A 21,228-nucleotide genomic window follows, 5' to 3' on the forward strand; every position below is an offset into this window, starting at 1 on the left:
CGGGGCCTAGATCGGGATCGGGACGCCGTTGACCAGCAGCGTTCCCACGATGTTGACGATGGAACCCTGGATGGTGACGGCCTGGGCGGACTTGACGATCAGGTTCATGCCGCCGTCGACCAGCATGGTTCCGCTGGGTCCGGCGCCGATGTTGACGAAGCCGTTCAGGGCGGCGATGTTGATGTTCGGCAGCGGGGTCATGGTCACCCCGGGCACCGGCGCGGCGGTGATGTTGACCCCGCCGTTGACCTGGTCGACGGTGATGCCGACCTCGCCGTTCTGCGAACCCATGCGCACCGCGGAGCCGAGCGCACCGGTACCGGGGGGCACCAGCGGCGCGGCACCGCCGTCGGTGCCGCCGCCCTGGTCGCCGCCTGTCGGGTCGAGGACAGGCGGCACGGGCGGGGGCAGCGGCGGCGGCACGTCGTAGAACAGCAGCGCGTTGCCCGTGCTGGAGATGTAGCCGCGGTGGTGGATCTCGCTGATCATCCCGGGGGTGAGCACCGACCCGTCGATCGACTGCTGGACCTCGTTGGCCGCGTCCGTGGCGAGCCGTTGGCCGATCTGCCCACCGATGATCGCGCCCAGCGGCCCGGCGTACGCCCCGCCGAGGGACGCGCCCGCCATCTGGCCCGCCACGCCCGCCATCGCGCTGCCGAGACCGGGGAGCCCGCCCGCCATGATCGGCCCGGCCGACGCGATGCTCCACTGGGTGAGGTTGTTCATCATCGCGCCGATGACGTAGGGCCTGCGCGCGTCGCCGAACTCGAAGGCGACCAGCACTTCGTCGCCGATCTCGGGCATGAACATGGCGCCGCTGCGCTGCCCGGAGCAGAACTGCGTGTTCGGCGCCCAGTCGGTCTCGAAGTCCAGCGCCAGCCACGGCAGCGTCACCTTCACCCGGCCCTTGCCGAGCGGGTCGGCGCAGTTGCTCACCACGCCGCACACGACGCTGTCCAGCACCGTCCCACCGCCCGTGCGGCGACTGCTCTTGGACGTCAGCCCGAGCATCGTGCGGTCCTGCCTGCCGTGCGCGGAGAACACGACGCGGTAGCCGAACTCGGACTCGTCGTAGATGTGCCGGGCCCGCGACACCTGCCAGGAGCCCGCGAACGCGGTGGGCACCCCACCGATGTTGACCTTGACGCCGGGTTGGATGGCCGCGTTGCCCTTGGCCTCCCCCTCGGCCTCGGCGAACGTGCTGCCGACGTCGGTGCCCAGCGCGGCGGCGATCATCGGACCGGAGGTCGCCATGGTCACCGAGTCCGCGGCGGGCCTGTCGACCACGACGCGCGCGGTCGCGCTCGGCGGCGGGCCGAGGAAGCCCACCGGGGAGCCGAGCAGCCCGCCGGTCGCCTCGGCCAACTCGGCGTCCAGCGCCTGCTCGGCGCCGCGAATGCCATCGCGGATGCCGTCGAGACTGAACTGCTGGGCGGAGTCCGCGACCGCGTCCAACGAACCCTTGACCGCCGAGAGCCCGCTGTTGGTGAACTGGTCGCCCATCCCGGCGGGCGAGGGATCCGAGCCGGTGGGCGTGCCGGAGACCTGCGACAGGGTCTGGCGCAGCATCGGGTCCCACACCCGCAGTTCCACATCCGGGGTCAGGTTGCCCGCGGTGATCCGCGGCCGGAAGCTGATGAGGTTCTCCGGGAACGTCACCTCCACCTCGGTGTCGGCCGCCAGTACGTCCGCGAGCAGACTCCTGCCCATGCCGTCCAGCCCGCCGCCCATCGAGTTGAGGTTGTCGGTGGAGGGCCGGAAGTAGAACTGCCCGTCGGTCACGCCCACCTCGAACCCGATCTCCATCGCCCGCGCGGTCAGGAACTCCCAATCGGTCTGGTTCACCTGCGCCATGTAGGCGTGCGTGGTCGCGGTGGGCATCACCGTGCCGACCGACAGCCCCGCCTCGTTGGCGACCCGGCGGGCGATGTCCGCGTCGGTGACGTTGATGAAGCTGCGGCTGCGCTTGGCCCGCTGCAACCGGTGCGCGGCGGTGTAGCCGCGCACGATGGTGCGAATGGTGATGCCCTGCACCAGCGCCTCCATCGCGGTGACCTCACCGACGATGAGCGGCACCGCGGTGCCGCCTGCTCCGGCACCGACCACGGTCACGGCCGCGCCGATGGTCACGTTGGCCAGCGCCATCGAGTTGCCGTCGAGATCGAGGAAGGTCAACTCGAACATGCCGGGCAGGTGCAGGTCGTTGTCCACGACCACCCGCAGCAGCCGGTTCGCCACCGCGGGCGGCAGCGGCGCGCCCCCGATGTTCACGCTCGGCCGCGCGGTCGCCTCGGTGTTGGCGATTCCCTCCAGCGGGCGGCTCATGACTTGTCCGGCAGGCCGAACAAGCCGGGACCGGGCAGCGACAGCGTGCGGCCCGGTTTGATCCGCAGCGGATCGTCGAGGCCGTTGGCCTCGGCCACGGCCCGCCACGCCCGCGGCGAGCCGTAGGCGTGGTTGGCGATCTGCACCAGGCCCTCGCCCTGGGTCACCACATGCTTGGTGCGCCCCGGAATGCCGCCGGAGGTGGGGTTCTGCTTCGGCAGCGGCGCGGTGTACTCGACCAGGGTGAGGGAGACCTTCGCCCACACCGGGATCCCGGTCCAGTCGAACCGCTCGTACTCGACGTCGACCTTCTCCAGGTTGACCTTCGTCCCGGTGCCCAGCGGGCCGCCGACCCCCCACATGATCAGCAGCACCGGCAGCCGGTAGTACACCGGCGCCTTCATGATCTTGTCTACCTTGGTGTCCTTTGTGGAGGATTCAGCGGGCATGGCGTTCTCGTCGTTCCCCCCGCCGCCGCCGGGCAGCAGTACCTGCTTCACCTTTTTCTTGACCTGGCTCTTCGCCCTGTCCGCCGCGGCCTTCATGAGCTCCTCGGCGGCCGAGGGGGAGTCCAGTTCCATGGCCTCGGCGGCGGTGATCTGGATGGGCGTCGCCCACGCGATGAGCTGGTCGATCGACGCCTGGGTGACGATCGCGCCGGTCAGGTGGGCGCTCTTGAGCGTGAGCTTCACGTTGCCGGTGGCCTTGAGCGCGTCCTTGAAGCTGGAGGCGATGACACCGCGTTTGCCCTCGGTCGTGTTCGTCTTGCTCAGCGTGACCGACTTCGGGTTGATGGTGAACCGAACCGGCAGGCCGCCCTCTTCGGACACCAGCATGAGTTTGGCGTTCTCGCCGAGCAGTTCCAGCAGGTTCAGCGCCTTGGCGAACTTGGGCGGTATGCCGGGTAGCGAGATCATTCTTCAAGGAACCCTTCGTGATCGAGTTCGAGTCGCTCGATCGCGACCGCGGTGTCCTTGGCGACGAGCGTCGGGCCGTACCAGCCCGCGGGGTAGACGTTCTTGAGCTTCCACGCCGCGACCTCTTCCCAGGCCGAGTCGAGCAGCGTGATGTTCGCCGTGGCGCCGCCGATCAACGAGAAGAGCAGGTCCGGCATGAAGCCCGGCTGTTTCCACGGACTGAGCTTGTCGGCCAGCCATTCCCGCAGCACCGCGGAGGACGCCTTGTCCATCGCCCGCTCCAGTTTCACCGTCGGGAACTCGATGTCGGCGAACAGGATCTTCTGGTAGGCGTAGTTGCCGGTGTCGTAGAGCTTGTGGATCTTGCACTTGAGGTCGAGCCCCTTGCAGGAGGACCAGTTGCCCAGATTCACCCCGTCGATCTTGACGTTGAAGCGCATCGCCATCCCGAGCGCGAGCTGCTTTCCCTGCTCACCCATCAGATCCCTCCATCGCTACGCGCCCTTCTGCTTCCCGGCAAGGAATCCTGAGTAGACGATCTCCAGCGTCTCCATCGCGACCTTGCCCGCGGTCGCGTCGAATTCGCTGATCTGCCAGGAGATCGGGAACATCTCCTGCAAGGTCCAGCTAATGACCGGCTCGCCTGCCGAGGTCAGCATCTCGACCGCGCCCTCCTCGGGCACCCCGCCGCTGGACTGCACTTCCTCCAACCAGGTCTTCACCGCCGTGGTGCCCGTCTGCTCGGCCGCCCGGCTGAGCTTGAGCCGGGCGAACTTGGGCACTCCGGCGAACTTGAAGTACTGGTCGGAATGACCCACCCGGTACTCGGCGAGGTCCCAGGTCACCGACAGACCGGCCACTTTGGACCAGGCGCCCAGGTCGCGTGAGCCCGCGGTGACGACGAACCGGTGCGCCATACCGTGGGCGATGACAGTGGGTGGCATGGGCGTCTCCTTAGCTGAAGTCCAGCAACGTGCCGGACCGCTCGCGTTCGACCAGCACGTCGAAGCGCAGCCTGCTGATCAGGGTGTTGTAGAGCCGGTCAGCGAGTTCGTCGAAGTCGTCGGAGTCGTCGAGGTTCATCCACCGCAGCGGCGGATCGTCGGCGAGCTCGTCCTTGATCGCCTCCATCGACAGCTCGACCGCGGACATGTCCTCGTCATCGTCGTCATCGTCGTTTCCGTTGCCAGTACGGGGTTTCCCAGGTTTCCTGAGCACCGGCCCGGCCGTGCGAGGTTCGTCGTCGTCGTCCTCGTCGTCGTTGGTGTGGCTTTGGGCCTGTCGCCGCATGTCGCGCCACATGTCCTTGAGGCCGCCCAGCGCCAGCTTGGGCTTCGTGTGCGCGTCAGGCGTGTCCCACGGGTCCGGCGCGTCCTGACCGCTTTCGGCGCGCCACATCTCTTTCAGGCCACCCATCGACAGCGTGGGCTTCGTGTGCGCCTCGGGCGTGTCCCAGAAGTCCGGCGTGCCGGGCTCGGTGCCCGCGCGCCACTGGTCCTTGAGCCCGTCCATCGACAGCTCGGGCTTGGTCCTGGCCTCCGGGGTGTCCCAGAAGTTCCCCTCCCGCGGCGCGAGCTGCACATCGGCGGCCGGGCGCGACCGCGACCGCAACCGCCGCGGCGCCCCGGGGTCGAGGTGCTCCGAGACCTCCGGTGGGGCCGTGCCCGCGCCACCGGCATACCACTGCTCGACGGCGACCGCCTCGGCCTCCAGCCGTTGCCCGTCCGCCGTGTCGATGGCGGGCAGCGCCGATCCGAACCGCCGCTGCTGCGCGACATGCGTCAACTCGTGGGCCAGCAACGGACCCGCGTCACCGCCGTCGAGGGCACCCACCGAATCGGGCACGTGCACGACACCGGCGTGGGTGTACCCGCGGGCCCCGAGCCGGTGCGCCACCTGGGAAACCCCACCGCCGCGCCGCACCGTCACGTCGGACACGTCGACCGCGAGCGCTCGCCGCAGCGCGCCGGTCAGCACCGCGGGCACGAAGCTCTCGACCACCGCCATGGCCATCCGCTCGGGCCGGGTCGTCCGCCCGGGCGCCAACTGGGTTTCCCGCTGGGACAACGGTTCCCCGCCCGCGGTCCGCAACCGCAACTCAGTGTCTGTTGTGGATTTCCCGGTCGGCGGCAACCCGATTCCGAAACCTCCACCCGGCGGCAGCTCGTCAGCCTGGCCGGTGTGGGGTAGCCGCTCGATGGCACCACGCAGCTCGGCCGCCCCCATGACAGCCCGCAACTCCGCAGACTCCCGGTCCACCGTGGCCGCATCCCGATCCCCGGCAGCCCGCAACTCCGCTGACTCCCGGTCCACAGTGGCCGCATCCCGATCCCCGGCAGCCCACGACTCCGCATCCGCGGCGTCCCGATCCGCAGCGGCGGCAGCATGCGCCGCCGACCCGTCGCGACCCGGCCGGGCATGCCGCAACTCGGTCGCGGGCAACTCCGGCCCCCCGGCCCACCCGTGCTCGATGGCGCCGTGGAACTCCCCTGCCACACCGACTTCGAACACCGGCCGACCACCGGACCCGCCTGACATCTCGCCATCCGCCCACCGATCAGCACCAGCAGGCAACCCGCCGCCCCGTCCGAGATGGCGCAGTTCCGTCACCGCACCGGATGCCTCCAGCGGCCCCGACTCGACCCCGGCCCCATCGGCCCACCCCACACCACCCCTCCCCAACGGCCCAACCCGATTCGCCCCACCCCCGCCACCAGAACCCGACCCAGCGCCATCCCGCCCAGACCCACCCCGCCCGATGCCCGACCCAGGCCCACCAACCCGCCCCATTCCGCCCGACCCGAGCCCACCACCCGGAGCCGACCCGCCAGCCGACCCCGACGTGCCCGACAACCCAGAACCATCCCGGCCAGACCCGCCACCCTCACCCCGCCCAACACCCGACCCCGGCGTGCCCGACGAACCAGCGCCATCCCGACCGGACCCGTCGTACCCAACACCCGACCCCGGCGTGCCCGACGAACCAGCGCCACCCTGGCCGGACCCGTCGTACCCAACGCCCGACCCCGGCGTGCCCGACGACCCGGAACCGTCCCGGCCGGACCCGCCATCCCCACCCCGGCCGGCACCCGACCCCGGCGTGCCGGACAACCCAGAACCATCTCGCCCGGACCCGCCATCGCCGGCGCCCGACCCTGGCGTGCCCCACGCCCGACCGGACCCGTCATCCCCGGCCTGCCCAGTACCCGACCCGCCCCTGCCGCCCCCACGCCGAGCACCCGAACCGAACCGCCCAATCAGAGCCGACCCGCCTGCCGAGCCAAGCCCACCTGACGACCCGGAACCATCCCGACCAGACCCGCCATCCCCAGCCCGCCCAGCACCCCGACCGAGCCCACCATCCGCAGCCCGCCCTATGCCGGACCCGGACCCGCCATCCCCAGCCCGCCCAACACCCGACCCGGGCCAGGCCGACCCAGCACCCTCCCGCCCTGACCCACGGCCCGACCCGACTTCACCCGTGGAACCAGCGCCATCCCGCCCAGACCCAGCCCGCTCAGCACCCGACCCGGGCCAGCCAGACAACCCAGCACCCTCCCGACCGGACCGGCCATGGCCTGCACCCGAACCGGCCCAACCCGACGGCTTGTCGCCATCCGGCCCGGACCCACCATCCCCAGCCCGCCCAACACCCGATCCGCTCCCACCCGACGACCCAGCACTCTCCCGACCGAACCCGCCATCCCCAGCCTGGCCAGCACCCGAACCGGCCCAACCCGACAACCCGCCGCGATCCGGCCCGGCCCCAGCCCGCCCAACACCCCAACCGACCCCGCCCGACGACCCATCGTCCGGCCCGGACCCGCCATCCCGGCCCGCATCGGACCCGAGCCCACCGATCCGACCCGACCCGCCGTCACCCCCCGATCCATCGGCCGACCCGAGCCCACCAGCCAGTGCCGACCCACCGCCCGACCCGAGCCCGCCCGACGGCCCGTCGCCTGCCTGCCCGGAGCCGCCGTCACCAGTCCGCCCAAGCTCGCCTCTCCCTGCCCGCCCAGCACCCGACCCAAGCCCGCCGTCCCCAGCCAGCTCATCGTCCCGCCCAAAGCCGCCGTCCCCAGCCGGCTCATCACCCCGTACAGAGCCGCCGTCCCCAGCCAGCCCGTCACCCCGCCCAAAGCCGCCGTCCCCAGCCAGTCCGTCACCCCGCCCAAAGCCGCCGTCCCCACCATGCCTGTCACCCCGCACAAGGCCTGCGTGCCCACCATCTCCGCCGCCCGATTCAATCCCGCCGTCGCCAGTCCGCCCAAGCTCGCCTCCCCCGGCCCGCCCAGCACCCCACTCAAGCCCGCCGTCCCCAGCCTCCCCAGGACCCCGCTCAAGCCCGCCGCCCCCAGCCCCTCCAGCACCCGACCCAACCCCACCATCCCCGGCCTGCCCAGCACCCCACCCGAATCCGCCGTCCCGAGCTGACCCCTCGCCCGAACCGGACTCGTCTGTCGATCCATCGCCCCACGTGGACCCGCCGTCTCGGCCCGACGATCCATCGCCCGAGCCTGCCCCGGCACCGCCCGAACCGAACCCGTCACGCCGATTCGGTGACCCGCCACCGTCCCACTCGGTACCGCCCGATGCGAACCCGCCAAACCGACCCGGCTCGCCACCGTCGCTTCCGACACCTCGGTCCGACCCACGACCACCAAACCGGAGCCTGCCGGACCCGCCACCGTCCCACCCGAGTCCAGCCTGGTCCCCGACGCTCCCGGGGCCTGCGGCCACGTCCGGCCGATCGTGGCCCGACCCAGGCCCACCCATCCACCCCGATCCGCCACCATCCCCACCCATCCGACTCGTCCCACCGCCCCCGGCGGGGTCCGCATCGCCACTGCCCCACCCGGGTCCGGCCGCCTGGCCCGACCCACCACTGCCCGACCCGCCATCGCCCGACCCGCCATCGCCCGACCCAAGATGGCCACCGACACTGCCGGGTCCGGTAGCCCGGCCCAACCGACCAGCACCCGACCCGATCCCGCCTGCCGCAGCCGAACCAGGCCCACCTACCGAACCGGGCCCACCGACCGAACCGGGCCCGCCAGCCGAACCGGAACCGCCAGCCGAACCGGCGCCCCATCCAGACCCGCCGACGCGGCCCGATGATCCATCGCCCGAGCCTGCCCCGGCACCGCCCGAACCGAACCCGTCACGCCGAATCGGTGACCCGCCACCGTCCCACCCGGGGCCGGCAGCCCGGTCGGCCCCACCGCCCGACCCAGCATCGCCCGCCCCGGGGCCGCCGGGCCAACCCGACCCGCCGCCATCGCTCCCGGATCCAGCGGCCCAGCCAGTCGCGCCAGCGCCCGACCCAAGCCCACCAACCCGATCCGGCCCGCCACTCGCACGCCCGGCAATCCCGTCCGAGCCGCCACCGCCCGACCCGTGCCCACTAGCCGAATCGGACGCGCCACCAGACTCACCAAACCGACCCGACCCGCCACCAACGCCACCAGACTCACCAGATCCATCACCGTCCCGTTCGGACCCACCGGATAGACCTGGTCCGCCACCGTCCCAGTCGGACCCGCCGAGCCGACCCGGCGATCCATCGCCCGACCCGGGCGCGTCGCTCTGACTCGGTGGCCTGGTGCCGTCCGGTCCGAGTCCGGCGACCTGGTCCGGCGACATCTCCTGGCCAGGCCAGACGATCCCAGCCGGGGACGCGCCGATCCCATCGTCCGGTCGCCACTGGTGGCCGCGGGCAGGGTCCGAGTCAGCCTCGTCCGACGAGGGTTCGGTTCCGTCGTCCGACGGGCCACGGCCCTCGCCTGCCCGACCGGGCGCGAGGTGTCGCAACTCCGATGGGGTGGACGGGTCCGGGACCGCGGGCTCGGTCCCCGCCGCGGGCAACCGCTCAGCCGAGCTGTGCGGCTCCCCAGGCCCGTCGACCTCGGTCGCGCCGGTTAGCTCCATTGTGGACGAAACCCCAGAGTCCACAGTAGACGGCAGGCCCAAGCCCTGCCGTCGACTCTCGGCGAGGGTGGCCCGTCGACGGGTCACCGGCGGCGGGGGCGGGGCGAAGGAGTCGACGTCGGCGTACTGGGGCGGTGGCGGCATCGGCTGCGGCCGGACCGGCGGCGACGGCGGGGGTTCCCCCTCGGCCTCGGCGTACATCTCGGCCAGCATCCGGTCTTTCTCCAGATACGCCTTGTGCATGAACTCCGAGTTGCGCCGGGGCGCGGCGGAGACCCGCGGCGACGAGACCCATTCGTCGGTCACGACGGTGAGCGGGGCCGGGTCCGCCCCGTCCGACGCCCGGGAGGGCAGGCCACGGGCGGGTTGGTCCGGCACCGGTTCGGGTGCCTGCCAGCGGACAGGCTCGTCGGGGAAGTCGAGGACCGGCACCGGAACCACGAGCCCGCCGACCCGCCCCGCCGGGGTCGACACGCGGACACCGGGCACCGGTCCGTCGATGACCCGGCCCAGCACCCCGGCCGACGCGATGTCCACTGTGGATGGAGAGGTCGCGGACACCGTGGTGCGCATCGGCGGCAGCGACCGCCAGGCAGGCCGCCGCCGGACCGGCTCAACAGGCGCCGACTCCACCAAAACCGTTGCCACCGAAGCGAAATCTGCCGCGACGGGCACCGAATCCGCTGCCACCGAAGCGGAATCCGCCGCACCGCCCTGCTCGGCCCACCCATCCCCCGCCGCCGAGACGTACCCGGACTCAGCCGCGCCAGTGCCCGGCGGCTGCGGTGGCATGGCGGCACCGGCACCGGACCGCCTGCGACCGAACGGCCAGCGGAGCATGGGGCACCCCTCTCTGGTGGGCTGCGAAGGCGGCCTTCGAGCAGATCCCGAAGGCCACCGTCGGAAACGATTGCTAGTACTGCGATTCGCCGCCCGCGGCGTCGAGTCGGGCGTTGATGGTGCCGATCTCGTCGATCACCCTGGCCCGCGTGAGGTGGTCGAGTTCGAGGATCGAGTCGAACGACCAGTGCAGGTAGTAGGCGATGTAGACGATCTCCTCCCACAGCCGGTCGGTCGGCGCGCTCATCGTGGTTCCGCCGCCTCACCGGCCACGTCGACGAGGAACTGGTGCCCGCACTCCGGGCAACCGACCTCCGCCTCGGTGTGCCCCTGCTGGTTGATCCGCCGGTAGAGGTCCTGCAGGAAAGCCAGGTCGGAGGCGAACATGTGCTCCACGACGAACCGGTCGACCACCGACAACGTGCCCAATCCGCTGATGGTGCGCATGATCAGGTAGAGCGACAGGTACGCCGGGTTCTGCCGCACCAGCGGTTCGGCGTGCGCGGTGAGTTCGTCCTTCGCGGTGGCCAGCCGGATCGTGCCCGCGCGGTGCACCTTGCCCTGCTCGTCCACGTACCCGCGGGGCAGCACGAACGGGTATTCGGTGCGCAGGCCCGCGTGCTGCTCCACCGCCTCCGCCGTCACAGTCATCAGCTAACGGGTTTCGAGAGGTCGATCTGCTCGCAGATCAGCGTGACGGTCGCGACGATGGCGTCGCCGCCGCCCGCCTTGAAGCCGCCGATCTCCAGCTTCGACGGCCACGCGTTGAGCAGGGTGTAGGTCTGCTTGGGCACATTGGACATGTCCAGCAGGATCAGCGAGCAACTCTTGCGGGCGGTGGACTGGCCCGCGAGCACCTCCTGGTGCCAGGTCCACAGCGTGAAGTCCTGGTCGACGCCGCGCTTGAGCACGACGACGGCGGGCTTGGTCTTGCCGAACTGCTTGGACAGCGACACGCCGAGTTTCCCGCTGGCCATGTACTCCGTCGGCTCCACCTCGGTGGTGATGCCGTTCATCTCGGAGAAGGTGATCTCGGAGCCGCCGTCGAACTGGACGACGAATCGGGCGGCGCTGACCAGGGTCGAGGTGTTGGTGCTCGCCATGGATACGCGGGGCAGAGTCATGCTTCACTCCATTTCGGACAGACGGGTGGATGGCTCACTCTTCGAGCGCGGCGCCTTGCGGCAACTGCGAGATCCGAAACACCACGAACTCGGCGGGCTTGACCGGGGCGACGCCGATCTCGATGAACAGGTTCCCCGCGTCGCGGCTCTCCGGCGGGTTGTTCTCCCCGTCGCACTTGACGTAGAACGCCTCGGCGGCCGAGCGGCCCACCAGCGCGCCACTGCGCCAGATCCGCTGCAGGAACGCGCCGACGACGCGCTGCACGGACTCCCACAGGTAGTTGTCGTTCGGCTCGAACACGACCCAGTTGGTGCCGTTGAGAATGGACTCCTCGATGAAGTTGAAAAGCCGCCGAACGTTGATGTAGCGCCATTCCGGGTCGCTGGAGAGCGTGCGCGCGCCCCAGATCCGAATGCCCTGCCCGGGGAAGGCCCGCATGCAGTTGACGCCCAGCGGGTTGAGCTGCTCCTGCTCCGCGCGGCTGATCACCGTCTGCAGCGACACCACGCCGCGCAGCACCTCGTTGGCCGGGGCCTTGTGCACGCCGCGGGTCTCGTCGTTGCGTGCCCACACACCGGCGACGTGTCCGCTGGGCGGCATCGAGAGCCGGTTGCCGCTGGTCGGGTCGAGCACCTGCACCCACGGCCAGTACAGCGTCGCGTACTTCGAGTCGTAGCCCGCGAACTCGGTGCGCCATTCCTTGACCTGCTGGGAGTTCAGCCCCGGCGGCGAGTCGAGGATGGCCACCCGGTCCGAGAGCAGCTCGCAGTGCGCGATCATCGCCAACTGCACGGCCTTGACGCCGTGGGCGTCGATCACGCCGCGCTGGTAGGCCGACATCAGGTCGGGGACCAGGACCATGGTGATCTCGTCGATCGCCTCGAAACCGCCGAGGCCGGTGCGCTCGACCGGGTCGCCGAGGTACTCGCTGGCGGTGAGCTTGCGGGGCAGCGGCAGGTTCGGCGCGAGCGCCACCACAGTGTCCTTTTTGGGCACACTGAGCGCGCCTGCCTTGGTGTCCTCCAACGTGATCAGCTTCGACTGCTTTGCCACGACGGTCGCGACGTTCTGCTGGCCGCGTTTGGTGGTCACGTTGTCGAAGGACTCCTCGACCTTGCCGTTGCGGATCACGTCGAGGCGGAAGGTGTCCTCGCCGGGCTGGCTGGCCTCGGCCACCGAGACGCTGATCTCCTCGCCCGCGGCGGCTTTGATGGCCTGCACGGCGAACGCGGGCTGGCCGTCGTCGGCCGCGGCGGGGACGGCGGCCCGGTTGACCCGGACGGCATCGGAGCCGTCGTCGCGGCCATCGGGCAGCCGCATGATGTAGGCGCCGCCGCCGCCGTTGAGGAAGTACCCGTACACCGAGTGCGGCAGGTACGCGTTCTCCACGAAACCGCCGAACATCCGCACGAAGTGGGTCCAGTTCGTGACCAGGGTCGGTTGTGAAATCGGCCCTTTCTCCGTGAACCCGACGAAACCCGCGACGGCGGTACCGACGCCCTCGATGGGCTTGGACCCCGAGGACACCTCTTCGACATAGACACCTGGAGCGAGGTAATTGGGCATCGAGTCTCCCAGCTCAGACCGAATCCGACGTCGATCAGGCTGACACCGATCGGGCCCGCCGCCGCCCGTCCGGCGCGCAACGCCGCGGTCACCGCGAAATGCCCTCCAGGGCAACCGGAACTGGCCGCGCGCCGGGCCGCGGCCGCGGTGTCCACCGGCCCGCGGCGACCGACACTGCAGAGCGTGCTGGCTGACATTGACTCCTCGATCAGGGCGTGGTTGGCCGCCGAGCTGTCACCGGGGACGGAGATCGGTTTCGATCCGCCGGGGCTGCTGGCGGGCATCCAGCGCCGACCGCGGCGCGCGGGGATCGTGAACGTGTTCCTCTACGCGGTCAACGAGAACCTCGACGGCGTGCCCGCGGCCAGGATGCACGTGCGCAACGCCGACGGCCGGGTCACCGGGACGCTCGCCCCGACCCGCAGCTACCACCTGTCGTACCTGGTCACCGCGTGGGCGGCGGATACCGCCGAGGAGCACGAGCTGCTCGGCGCGGTGATCGGCGCGCACGCCGAGCAGGACGTGCTGAGCCCGGACTACCTGCGCGGGTCGCTGCACAACCTGGACATGTCGCTGCCGGTGCGGGTCGGGTGGTCGCCGGTCTATCGGGGTCAGGACCTGTGGGGCGCGCTCGGCGTGTCGATGCGGACCGCGCTCGACCTGACGGTCACCGCGCCCGCCCTGCCGTCGCGGCTCAAGCAGGCCGCGCCGCCGGTGCAGACCGTCGACCTCGACGTGTACGACGGCGTGCCCGTGCCCCCGGAGAAGCCGCGTAAGCGCTGGGAGCGCACCGCGATCGCCGAGCACCACACCAGCGAGCCCCGAACCTGAGGAGAACCATGGCCGTCTCGGACATCATCACGACCTTCCCGTGGTTGCGCAGCGACCCGGCCTCGCTCAGCGGCGAACCGCCGAGCAAGATCACCGCGGTCGGGGGGAGCAAGTGGGAACAGGTCTTCATCGAGTGGCTGCGCGGCACCACCGCGAACGTCGTGAACACGACCGCGATCGACGACTCGATCAGCGAGGAGGAAGTGTTCCAGCAGTTCATGGAGATGTCGTTCCCGAAGACGACCGGCGAGCGGCGCACGGAGCTGGCGGCCAAGTTCCAGGGGCCGTACGGGTCGTTCCGGCACGACATCGGCCGCATCCAGAAGATCCTCGCCGACCGGGTCACCGAGATCAGGCAACAGGCCAAGGCCGAGGGCAAGGACGTGCCCGACGCGCGGGACGCGCGCAAGCAGGCGGGCCATGAGACGGCCAAGGCGGCTGTGCAGCAGCAGGTGAAGGAACAGAGTGCCACGCTGGGCAACATCAACGTCGCGCTGGTGGCGAACCTGCAGCTCAAGACCTTCCAGGTGACCGCGCTGCAGGAGTTCAAGAACGCGCTGAACGGATTCGGCGAGGCGAAGTGGGATGTGGTGCCCGAGAATCCCGAAGAGGATTCCGGGGACACGAAAGTCATCCCGAGCCCCGAGAAGGAACAGGCGATGGCGGCGCTGGGCGCCGCGGGCACGGCCATGTTCGCCGCCTACGGCAAGGTGAGTTCCGCCATCGCGCAGATCACCAAACTCGACGGCGCCGACATTCCCGAGAAGACGGCGAACGAACTCACCGAGAGCCTGCTCGAATTCGGCCAGGCGATCGCCGCGCAGGCCGACTCCATGGGGCAGGCGGGCAGGCTGTTCGGCAAGTGGGCGCGGCGGACCACCCGGGAGTTCATCCGAAACAACTTCAACTCGATCTACCCGGGTGTGGCGGTCGGCTTCTTCGCCCTGCGTACGCTCGCCGCTGCCGGCGCCGCGGTGGCCTCGACGTTCCCCGGCTACGGGAGCATGGTCGGCACGGCGGTGAAGGTGGCCGAGCAGGAACTGGAGATGGGCGCCGTGTACCTGACCTCGTGGCACGAGGGGCAGAGCACCGAGGTCCAGAAGAAGTTCGCGCTCCGGGAATTCCAGATCACCGACGAATACCGCGACGGCTTCTTCGACCGGGCGAACAACGCGAAGAACGCGGTCGACGGCTTTGTCGAGAAGATCAAGGACAAGACCATCGGCCAGGCGAAGACCAAGCTCGCCGTCGGAATGCGCTCTGTCGCGGACGCGGGCATCGGCCGGATGAAGGTCGACGACATCGTCCGGCACGCGGGCGAACTGGGCGAGCTGCTGGGGCCGATCACCGATGTGGCGAAGGAACAGCTCAAGATTCCCTCGCTGGACGTGGCGGACCTGCTCGCCGACGCCTCGCCGGGGTTCGCGGCGGCGAAGAACGTGGCGGGCGTCTTCTTCGACTTCGCCTCGCTCTACGTCGCGATCCACTCCGAACTGGTCGACCGGAGTGGCATCACCGCCGAGCAGCGGGCCCTCATCGAGGCGCTGATCGACGCGCCGCCGCAGAACGAGGGCTACCACCTGTTCGCGCGCGGCAAGCCCGTCGAGCTGGTGCAGCCCGTGGGCTACCCGGTGGTGCACGTGCGCTCCGGCGGCATCGGGTTCTCGCTGGACCTGGAGACGAACTACGTGCACATCGTCGACGAGGGCCTGATGAGCGCGGAGATCGTCGGCTACGCCAAGAAGTGGGCCAAGAACCCGCCGAACGACAACAACGGCCTGCGCTACCTGGGCGCGGTGTACACACCGGACTGGGGAAGCTGGCAGCTGGACTTCGGCGGCGGCAAGAACTCGCCCTTCCACGCGACGATCCAGGCCGTGCACTCGACGGCGTCCGAGGACAAAGTGGTCAACCTGCACGTGGCCGTCGACCTCGACCTGGACGAGGTGGCGATCACCGCGTCGGACTACGTGCCGCGCCCGGAGGGGCTCGACGGGATCATGGAGTTCAACGCCGCCCCGCCCGCGGACGGCAAGTTCGCCGCGCTCAGCGGCGACCAACTGCTGGCCCGCTTCGCCGACCGGCCGGTGGTCTTCGGGCCGACGGAGTACACCCTCAGCGCGGCGGGCGCGGTCACGTTCGCGCACGCCGACGACTGGTCGTCGCTGACCTTCACCATGCTGGGCGTCGACGCCGACGGGGCCACCGCGACGCTCGACCTGGAGTACCTGCCGGGGCAGAGCGTGCGGGCCGTCAACGCGGTGGTCGCCGCGGGGTCCGCCCAGGCGGACCTCGCCGCGGCCGATCCCCTCATCGCCGCCAATGAGGCCAGGCAGAACACCCCAGAGGCGCAGGCGAAGCTGGCCGCGGGTCACGCGGACCTGGCCGCGCGCACCGAGGCCGACGCCAAGAACGACGCGAAGGCGGCCAAGGCGCTGGCCGAGCAGGCCCCGAAGGACGCCAGGCACGCGGCGCAGGCGCTGGCGCACGCGGAGAAGGACGCGGCGGACCTGGCCAAGAAGGCCGCCGCGGCCACCAAGGCGGCCGAGGAGGCCAAGCAGAAGGCGGGCACCTCTCCCGCGGCGGCGGCGGACGCGGGTATCAAGGCGAGCCTCGCCGAGCAGGCGGCGCAAGCGAAGGCGGACGCGGACGCCGCCGTGGTCGCCGCGGCCGAGGCGAAGTCGGACGCGGACGCCGCGGTGCTCACCGCGAAGGCGGACGCGGAGGCCAAGGCCGCCAAGGCCGTCGCGGCGGCCGAGGCCAGGAAGCAGGCCGACGCGAACCTCAAGATCAAGGTGAAGGCGGGCAAGGCAAAGCAGCCCAAGCAGAAGACGGGCCTGACCCTGGCAGGCATCAAGTGACCGAGGCGGCCTACCCGAAGCGAGGATTGTCATGACCGCACCTGACATCGACCAGGAAGAGATCGTCGAGGAAGACGCCCTCGAAGAGGACACCACAGCGGAAGACGAGTCCGACGGCGAGGAACTCTCGGCGGAAGACATCGAACTGCTGCAAACCGCGCTGAAGAAGTGCACCGAGGAGCAGCCGACCGTGCACCTGCTGCCGATGGAGGAGGAGATCGGCTGGCACCGCAGCGACGGCGACCAGTACTTCCTGTCCATCGGCGAGTACGAGGTGATCGTCAACGTCGCGAACGGGTCGTTCGAAGCGGTCGATCCCGAGCAGATCCGGCAACTCCTGGTCGCCAAGCTCGATGAGGTGCACGGCGCGGACGCGGTGTTCGACGTCGGCGGCGTGAGCCGCTCGATCGACTGGACGACCGTGCAGGTCGTCCAGGAGGCGGCGGGAAAGGCCGCGGCCACCGCGACCACCCTGCCCGACGCCGAGGGCGAGACCGCGGAGGTCGACCTGTCCATCGACCTGGAATTCGCGGTGACCATCGGGTCGGCCGCGACAGCCGAGGAGCAGGCGCCCCCGGCCGTCATCGACGGCGCCTACCTCGCGGCCACGTACGGGAACGAGGAGTACGTCTTCGACGGGCGCTCGTTCGTCATCGACTGGACCCAGTGGAACACCGACAACACGACCGATGAGGGCGTGGTCGGGTCGGAGACGAAGGCGACCAGCGACGGCGAGACCTACGACGTGTACGCCTGGTTCGTCCCTGGTGTCGGCGTGGAGATCGTCCAGGCCACCCTGGCCCAACCGGACGGCGCGGCCGGCGACGAACCGGACGGCAACGAACCCGACCACGGCGTCACCACGGCCTACCTCAGCGAGTACTACACCGACCCGATCGAGCACGACGGCCACTCGATCACCGTCGACTACTCGGACTGGGACAACGACGTGTCGGTCGCCGAGGACATGGTCGGCTCGGAGGTGTCCGGCGTCGACGAGAACGGGGTGCGGTACGAGCTCTATATCTGGTTCTCCGTCGAGGACGGGCCCAAGATCGTCACGGCCACCGCGCTGGAGAGCGACGAGCCCGAGCAGGAGGAGACGGCGCGGGTCGATCCGCGGGAGCACTTCGACAGCGTCCTGGTCGGGGACCTGCGCGATGTGTGGTCGGGCAACGGCAACCTGCTCAAGGACACCTCCGGCAAGGAATACGACGTCAGCGCCTGGCTCAACGGCGACAGCGGCAGCGCGCCCGAACTGGTCGACTTCGACGGCGAGCACTTCTACGTCTCGATGAGGATGAGCACCACCACCGACGAGCCGCAGCGGGTCCGGTGCGCGCTCAAGGTCCGCGACGCGCACACCGTGTCCGTGGAGTCCGAGGAATCCGCCTGACCCGACCGGCTTCCCGCCGCCGCGCGGGAAGCCGGTCACCACAGTCCCCTTCTGCCAGCCCTTTCTGCCAGGGAGTCCCCGTGCTGCGCTTCTGGGTCGCGATCTGCCTGCTGCTTCTCGTGCTGGCGCCCGCGCTCGACCTCGACTCGGCGGCGCCGCCAGCGGCGGCACCGGATGTCGCGGCGCAGCCCGGGTTGCTGCCCGCGCCGCCCGCCCCGACGGTGACGCCGACCTTCCGCGACGCGGTGTTCGGCGATTTCCTGTTGGCGGGCAACAGCGTGCTGCGCTGCCCGGTGGGCGACGAGATCGCCGGGGACCACACGCCTGCCGACTGCGCCGCCGCGACGGACAACGCGGGACCGGGCGGCGGCCTGCTCGACAACAGCGGCAACAACAACGGGTACTACGTGCACCTGGCCGACGACGACGGCCGCGCCGACTCGTTCAGCTCCAGCCGCGCGGCGGTGACCATCCCGACGGGCGCCAAGGTGCGCTACGCGCAACTGCACTGGGGCGGGCACACCGGCACGTTCATCGGCTTCGCCGGGGTGAACTGCGTGCGCCCGCTGCTGTTGCAGGGCGAGCCGCCGCCACCGCCCGCGGCGGCGACACCCGCGCAGCAACAGGTGCGCATCGCGGTCGGCGGCGGCGCACCGGTGCCGGTCACCCGCGTGCCCGCGCACTACCGCACCACCGACGGGCTGACCGAGGCCAGCCAGATATACACCGACTGGGCCGACGTCACGGCCGCGTTCGGCTCGGCGCCGACCGGTGCGCCGATGGAGATCTCGGTCAGCAACGTGTGGGCGCCGACCGGGCCGGGCTGCGCGGGCGGCTGGTCGATCGTGGTGGTGTTCGGCTACGACGAGCCGCGCGAGCCGTACACGCAGCCGCGCGTGGTCGACCTCTACACCGACAACCTGCCCAAGAGCGGCGCCCTACTGCCCGGCCTGATCGAGCCGCTGGTTCCCGGCTTCCCCAGTGTGGTCGACGGTCTGCTGCCCGGGCTGGTGCCCGCGCTCACCGGCACCAGCGTCATCCTGCCCGGGATCACGCCACAACGCGGTAGCGCGAACGTGGAGATCGGCGTGACCGCGTACGACGGCGACTGGCGCCAGGGCGGCGAATCGTTCACTGTGGACGGTGAGCCGATGACCGAGCCCTGCCTCAACGACTCCACTTCGGACTTCTTCCGCTCGTGCGCAAACTCCGCGATCAATCCGATCGACCCGGCAGCACCGCTGCGGAACAACCTGAGCGTCGACGCCAAGACGGTCAAGCCGACCCTCGCCGACAACGAGACCGGCGACATCGAGATCGGCGTGGACAGCGTCGGCGACTTCGTGGTGGTGCAGAACGTGGTGCTCGCCGAGACGGTGTCACCGTCGGTGGCAATCACCAACACCGGCCCGGCCGAACCGGTGCGCCAGGGCGACTTGGCGAGCTTTGCCATCGAGATCCGCAACGACGGCGCGCTGCCGCTGTTCGACATCGAGCTGGCCGACACCAGCGCGCCCGCCTCGGACGCCATCCGCTGCACACCGACCGTGGTGCCGCCGATCGAGCCCGGCGAGTCGCGCCAGGTCACCTGCGTGCAGCCGGCGGGCGCCGCCGACTTCACCAACACCGCGACGGTGACCGCCGCGTACGTCATCGGCCAAGGCGGGGACCGGCGCACGGTGACCGCGTCGGCGAGCGCGGACGTCCAGGTCGAGCTGCCGGACTACGCGGTCCAGCGGGTGCCCGACCGGCTCGTGGCCCGCGCGGGCGAAACGGTGACGTTCACCGTGACCCTGATCAACAACACCGCGGCCGACCTGACCTCCATCGCCTACACCGACAGCGTCGCGGCGGACTGCGCCGGGCCCGCGGACGCCACCCTCAGCGCGGGTGAGTCGGACACATTCGAGTGTGCGGCCACCGTGCCCGAGGCCACGTTCACCAGCTCCGGCGAACTGACCGGCACCGAGACCGCAGGCACCACGGTGAAGGTGACCAGCCAGACGGTGACCATCGCGGTGATCGACCCGGCCGTCACGGTGAGCCTGGTGTCCGACAAGGACACCATCTACCGGGGCGACTCGATCGACCTGACCTTCACCGTCACCAACACCGGCGACGACCCGGACGAGGCGCTGAACAACGTCCGCGTGGCGGTCGAGGCGCTGCCGGACTGCGCGCCCGACCCGGTCGCGGAGCTGGCGCCCGGCGCCTCGGCGACGCTCACCTGCACCGCCTCCCCCACCCGCACCCTGGACGTGGTGGCGGGCGTGGCCGCGGTCGACGTCGCGGGCAAGCCGGTGACGGCGTCGTCCGAGCCGACCACGATCACGGTGCTGGAGCCGCTGGTCTCGCTGAGCCAGACGGTGGACCTGTCGACCGTGCGGGTCGGCGGCGAGGTCACCTTCACCTTCACCGCCACCCACATCGGCGACGCCGAGGACGGCCCGCTGTCCGACGTGCGCATCACGAACCCGACGCTGCCGCCGGACTGCATGCCCGCGCCGATCGCCGAACTCGCGCCTGGCCAGTCGGAGAGCCGCACGTGCGCGGCCACGCCGGACCGCAGTTTCGACAGCCTGGCCGTGGCCTCGGCGGTCGACCGGCTCAACCGGCTGATGAAGGTCGCCGCGCCGCCGCTGCGCGTCACGGTGATCAACCCGGCGCTGACCATCAGCGCCACGGCCGATCCAGAGCAGGCCAAGCACGGCGCGGAGGTGTTCTTCACGGTGACCGTCCGCAACATCGGCGACGTGCCGCTCACCCTGCAGGTGCGCAACGACACCGCGCCGGACTGCGACTTCGAGTTCACCGGCCAGGGCCTGCGCGCGGGCGCGGCCAACGGCTCGCGGTGCAAGGTGACCACACCCGAGGCGGAGTCGACGACCGAGCTGACGAACAACGCGTCGTTCACCGCGAACTCGACAGCGGGCGTCGGCGACCCGGGAGATCCCATCACGGGCTCCGACGACGCCACCGTGAAGCTGGTAGCGGGCCAGGCGCCGCCCCCGCCCGCCCCGGGCACCGACCCGGCGACCGGCGGCGGCTCGACCGGCGGCGGCTCCAGCTCCGGCGGCGGATCGAGTTCGGGGTCGGGTTCCAGCGGCGGCGGCAGCGCGTCGGGCGGCGCGGGCGACCTGGCCAGAACCGGTGCCTCGGTGGCCATCCCGCTCGGCCTCGGCGTGAGCCTGCTGATCCTCGGCGCGCTCACCCTGGTGGCGACCTCGCACCGGCGGTTCCAGGAGGACACGATGCTGTCGCGCTGGTGGCCAGGAAACTGAGACAGGCATGCGAACGGCTCCCGGTAGTCGGGGGGCGTGCTACCGGGAGCCGTCTATTAGTCCTATCGGAGTAGCGAGTTCGCGCGTTAGCACGAATCTCGACAAAAAGGGACGGCTCCCGGCGCTGGGGGTCGCGGGGAGCCGTCCGCTCACGT

General features: G+C 70.7%; 14 protein-coding genes. 5 read left to right on the plus strand and 9 right to left on the minus strand.

Annotated elements, in window-relative coordinates:
- Nucleotides 1–6 precede the first annotated feature (6 nt).
- From ACT4N7_RS14905 to ACT4N7_RS14925, 5 genes are read right to left on the minus strand one after another with little or no spacing between them, the layout of a single operon-like run.
- Complete coding sequence (locus ACT4N7_RS14905; RefSeq protein ID WP_444829311.1) at nucleotides 7–2,325, minus strand: phage baseplate assembly protein V; 2,319 nt, start codon at nucleotides 2,323–2,325, stop codon at nucleotides 7–9.
- Nucleotides 2,322–3,242 carry a LysM peptidoglycan-binding domain-containing protein gene (locus tag ACT4N7_RS14910; protein WP_444829312.1) on the minus strand — a complete coding sequence of 307 codons (921 nt, stop codon included), beginning with the start codon at nucleotides 3,240–3,242 and terminating at the stop codon, nucleotides 2,322–2,324. Before ACT4N7_RS14910 ends, ACT4N7_RS14905 begins: the two co-directional genes overlap by 4 nt.
- Entirely contained in the window at nucleotides 3,239–3,721 is a 483-nt protein-coding gene (locus tag ACT4N7_RS14915; RefSeq protein ID WP_444829313.1) for a phage tail protein, read from the minus strand. Before ACT4N7_RS14915 ends, ACT4N7_RS14910 begins: the two co-directional genes overlap by 4 nt.
- A gap of 15 nt (nucleotides 3,722–3,736) precedes the next feature.
- Nucleotides 3,737–4,186 (minus strand): phage tail protein, encoded by a 450-nt coding sequence (locus ACT4N7_RS14920; protein WP_444829314.1) that lies wholly within the window; start codon nucleotides 4,184–4,186, stop codon nucleotides 3,737–3,739.
- A 10-nt stretch (nucleotides 4,187–4,196) separates the two neighbouring features.
- Entirely contained in the window at nucleotides 4,197–5,753 is a 1,557-nt protein-coding gene (locus ACT4N7_RS14925) for an eCIS core domain-containing protein (RefSeq protein ID WP_444829315.1), read from the minus strand.
- Nucleotides 5,754–7,436: 1,683 nt separating this feature from the next.
- Here ACT4N7_RS14925 and ACT4N7_RS14930 point away from each other — a divergent pair.
- Nucleotides 7,437–7,679, plus strand: a complete 243-nt coding sequence (locus ACT4N7_RS14930; protein WP_444829316.1) for a hypothetical protein — start codon at nucleotides 7,437–7,439, stop codon at nucleotides 7,677–7,679.
- A gap of 2,407 nt (nucleotides 7,680–10,086) precedes the next feature.
- On the opposite strand, the gene ACT4N7_RS14935 is transcribed toward ACT4N7_RS14930, so the two are convergent.
- The 4 genes from ACT4N7_RS14935 to ACT4N7_RS14950 are packed head-to-tail and all read right to left on the minus strand — an operon-like array spanning nucleotide 10,087 to nucleotide 12,704.
- On the minus strand, nucleotides 10,087–10,260 hold the full coding sequence (locus ACT4N7_RS14935; protein WP_444829317.1) for a DUF6760 family protein: 174 nt from the start codon (nucleotides 10,258–10,260) through the stop codon (nucleotides 10,087–10,089).
- Nucleotides 10,257–10,664, minus strand: coding sequence for a phage tail assembly protein (locus ACT4N7_RS14940; protein ID WP_444829318.1), 408 nt, complete (start codon nucleotides 10,662–10,664; stop codon nucleotides 10,257–10,259). The genes ACT4N7_RS14935 and ACT4N7_RS14940 overlap by 4 nt, the downstream gene beginning before the upstream one ends.
- Complete coding sequence (locus ACT4N7_RS14945; protein ID WP_444829319.1) at nucleotides 10,664–11,137, minus strand: phage tail protein; 474 nt, start codon at nucleotides 11,135–11,137, stop codon at nucleotides 10,664–10,666. Before ACT4N7_RS14945 ends, ACT4N7_RS14940 begins: the two co-directional genes overlap by 1 nt.
- 34 nt (nucleotides 11,138–11,171) lie before the next feature.
- A complete protein-coding gene (locus ACT4N7_RS14950; protein ID WP_444829320.1) occupies nucleotides 11,172–12,704 on the minus strand; it encodes a phage tail sheath family protein in 1,533 nt (510 codons plus the stop codon).
- A 183-nt stretch (nucleotides 12,705–12,887) separates the two neighbouring features.
- On the opposite strand from ACT4N7_RS14950, the gene ACT4N7_RS14955 reads away from it, so the two are divergent.
- The 4 genes from ACT4N7_RS14955 (at nucleotide 12,888) to ACT4N7_RS14970 (ending at nucleotide 21,073) form a co-directional block, all read left to right on the plus strand.
- Entirely contained in the window at nucleotides 12,888–13,535 is a 648-nt protein-coding gene (locus ACT4N7_RS14955; RefSeq protein WP_444829321.1) for a Pvc16 family protein, read from the plus strand.
- 8 nt (nucleotides 13,536–13,543) lie between these two features.
- Nucleotides 13,544–16,396 (plus strand): hypothetical protein, encoded by a 2,853-nt coding sequence (locus ACT4N7_RS14960; RefSeq protein WP_444829322.1) that lies wholly within the window; start codon nucleotides 13,544–13,546, stop codon nucleotides 16,394–16,396.
- 31 nt (nucleotides 16,397–16,427) lie between these two features.
- Entirely contained in the window at nucleotides 16,428–17,792 is a 1,365-nt protein-coding gene (locus tag ACT4N7_RS14965; RefSeq protein WP_444829323.1) for a hypothetical protein, read from the plus strand.
- Nucleotides 17,793–17,872: 80 nt separating this feature from the next.
- The gene (locus tag ACT4N7_RS14970) at nucleotides 17,873–21,073 is read left to right on the plus strand and encodes a hypothetical protein (RefSeq protein WP_444829324.1); all 3,201 of its coding nucleotides are present in this window, start codon (nucleotides 17,873–17,875) and stop codon (nucleotides 21,071–21,073) included.
- The last annotated feature ends 155 nt before the right edge of the window (nucleotides 21,074–21,228 follow it).

Origin of the sequence: Actinokineospora sp., assembly GCF_052390155.1 — a bacterium.
Classification (GTDB): domain Bacteria; phylum Actinomycetota; class Actinomycetes; order Mycobacteriales; family Pseudonocardiaceae; genus Actinokineospora.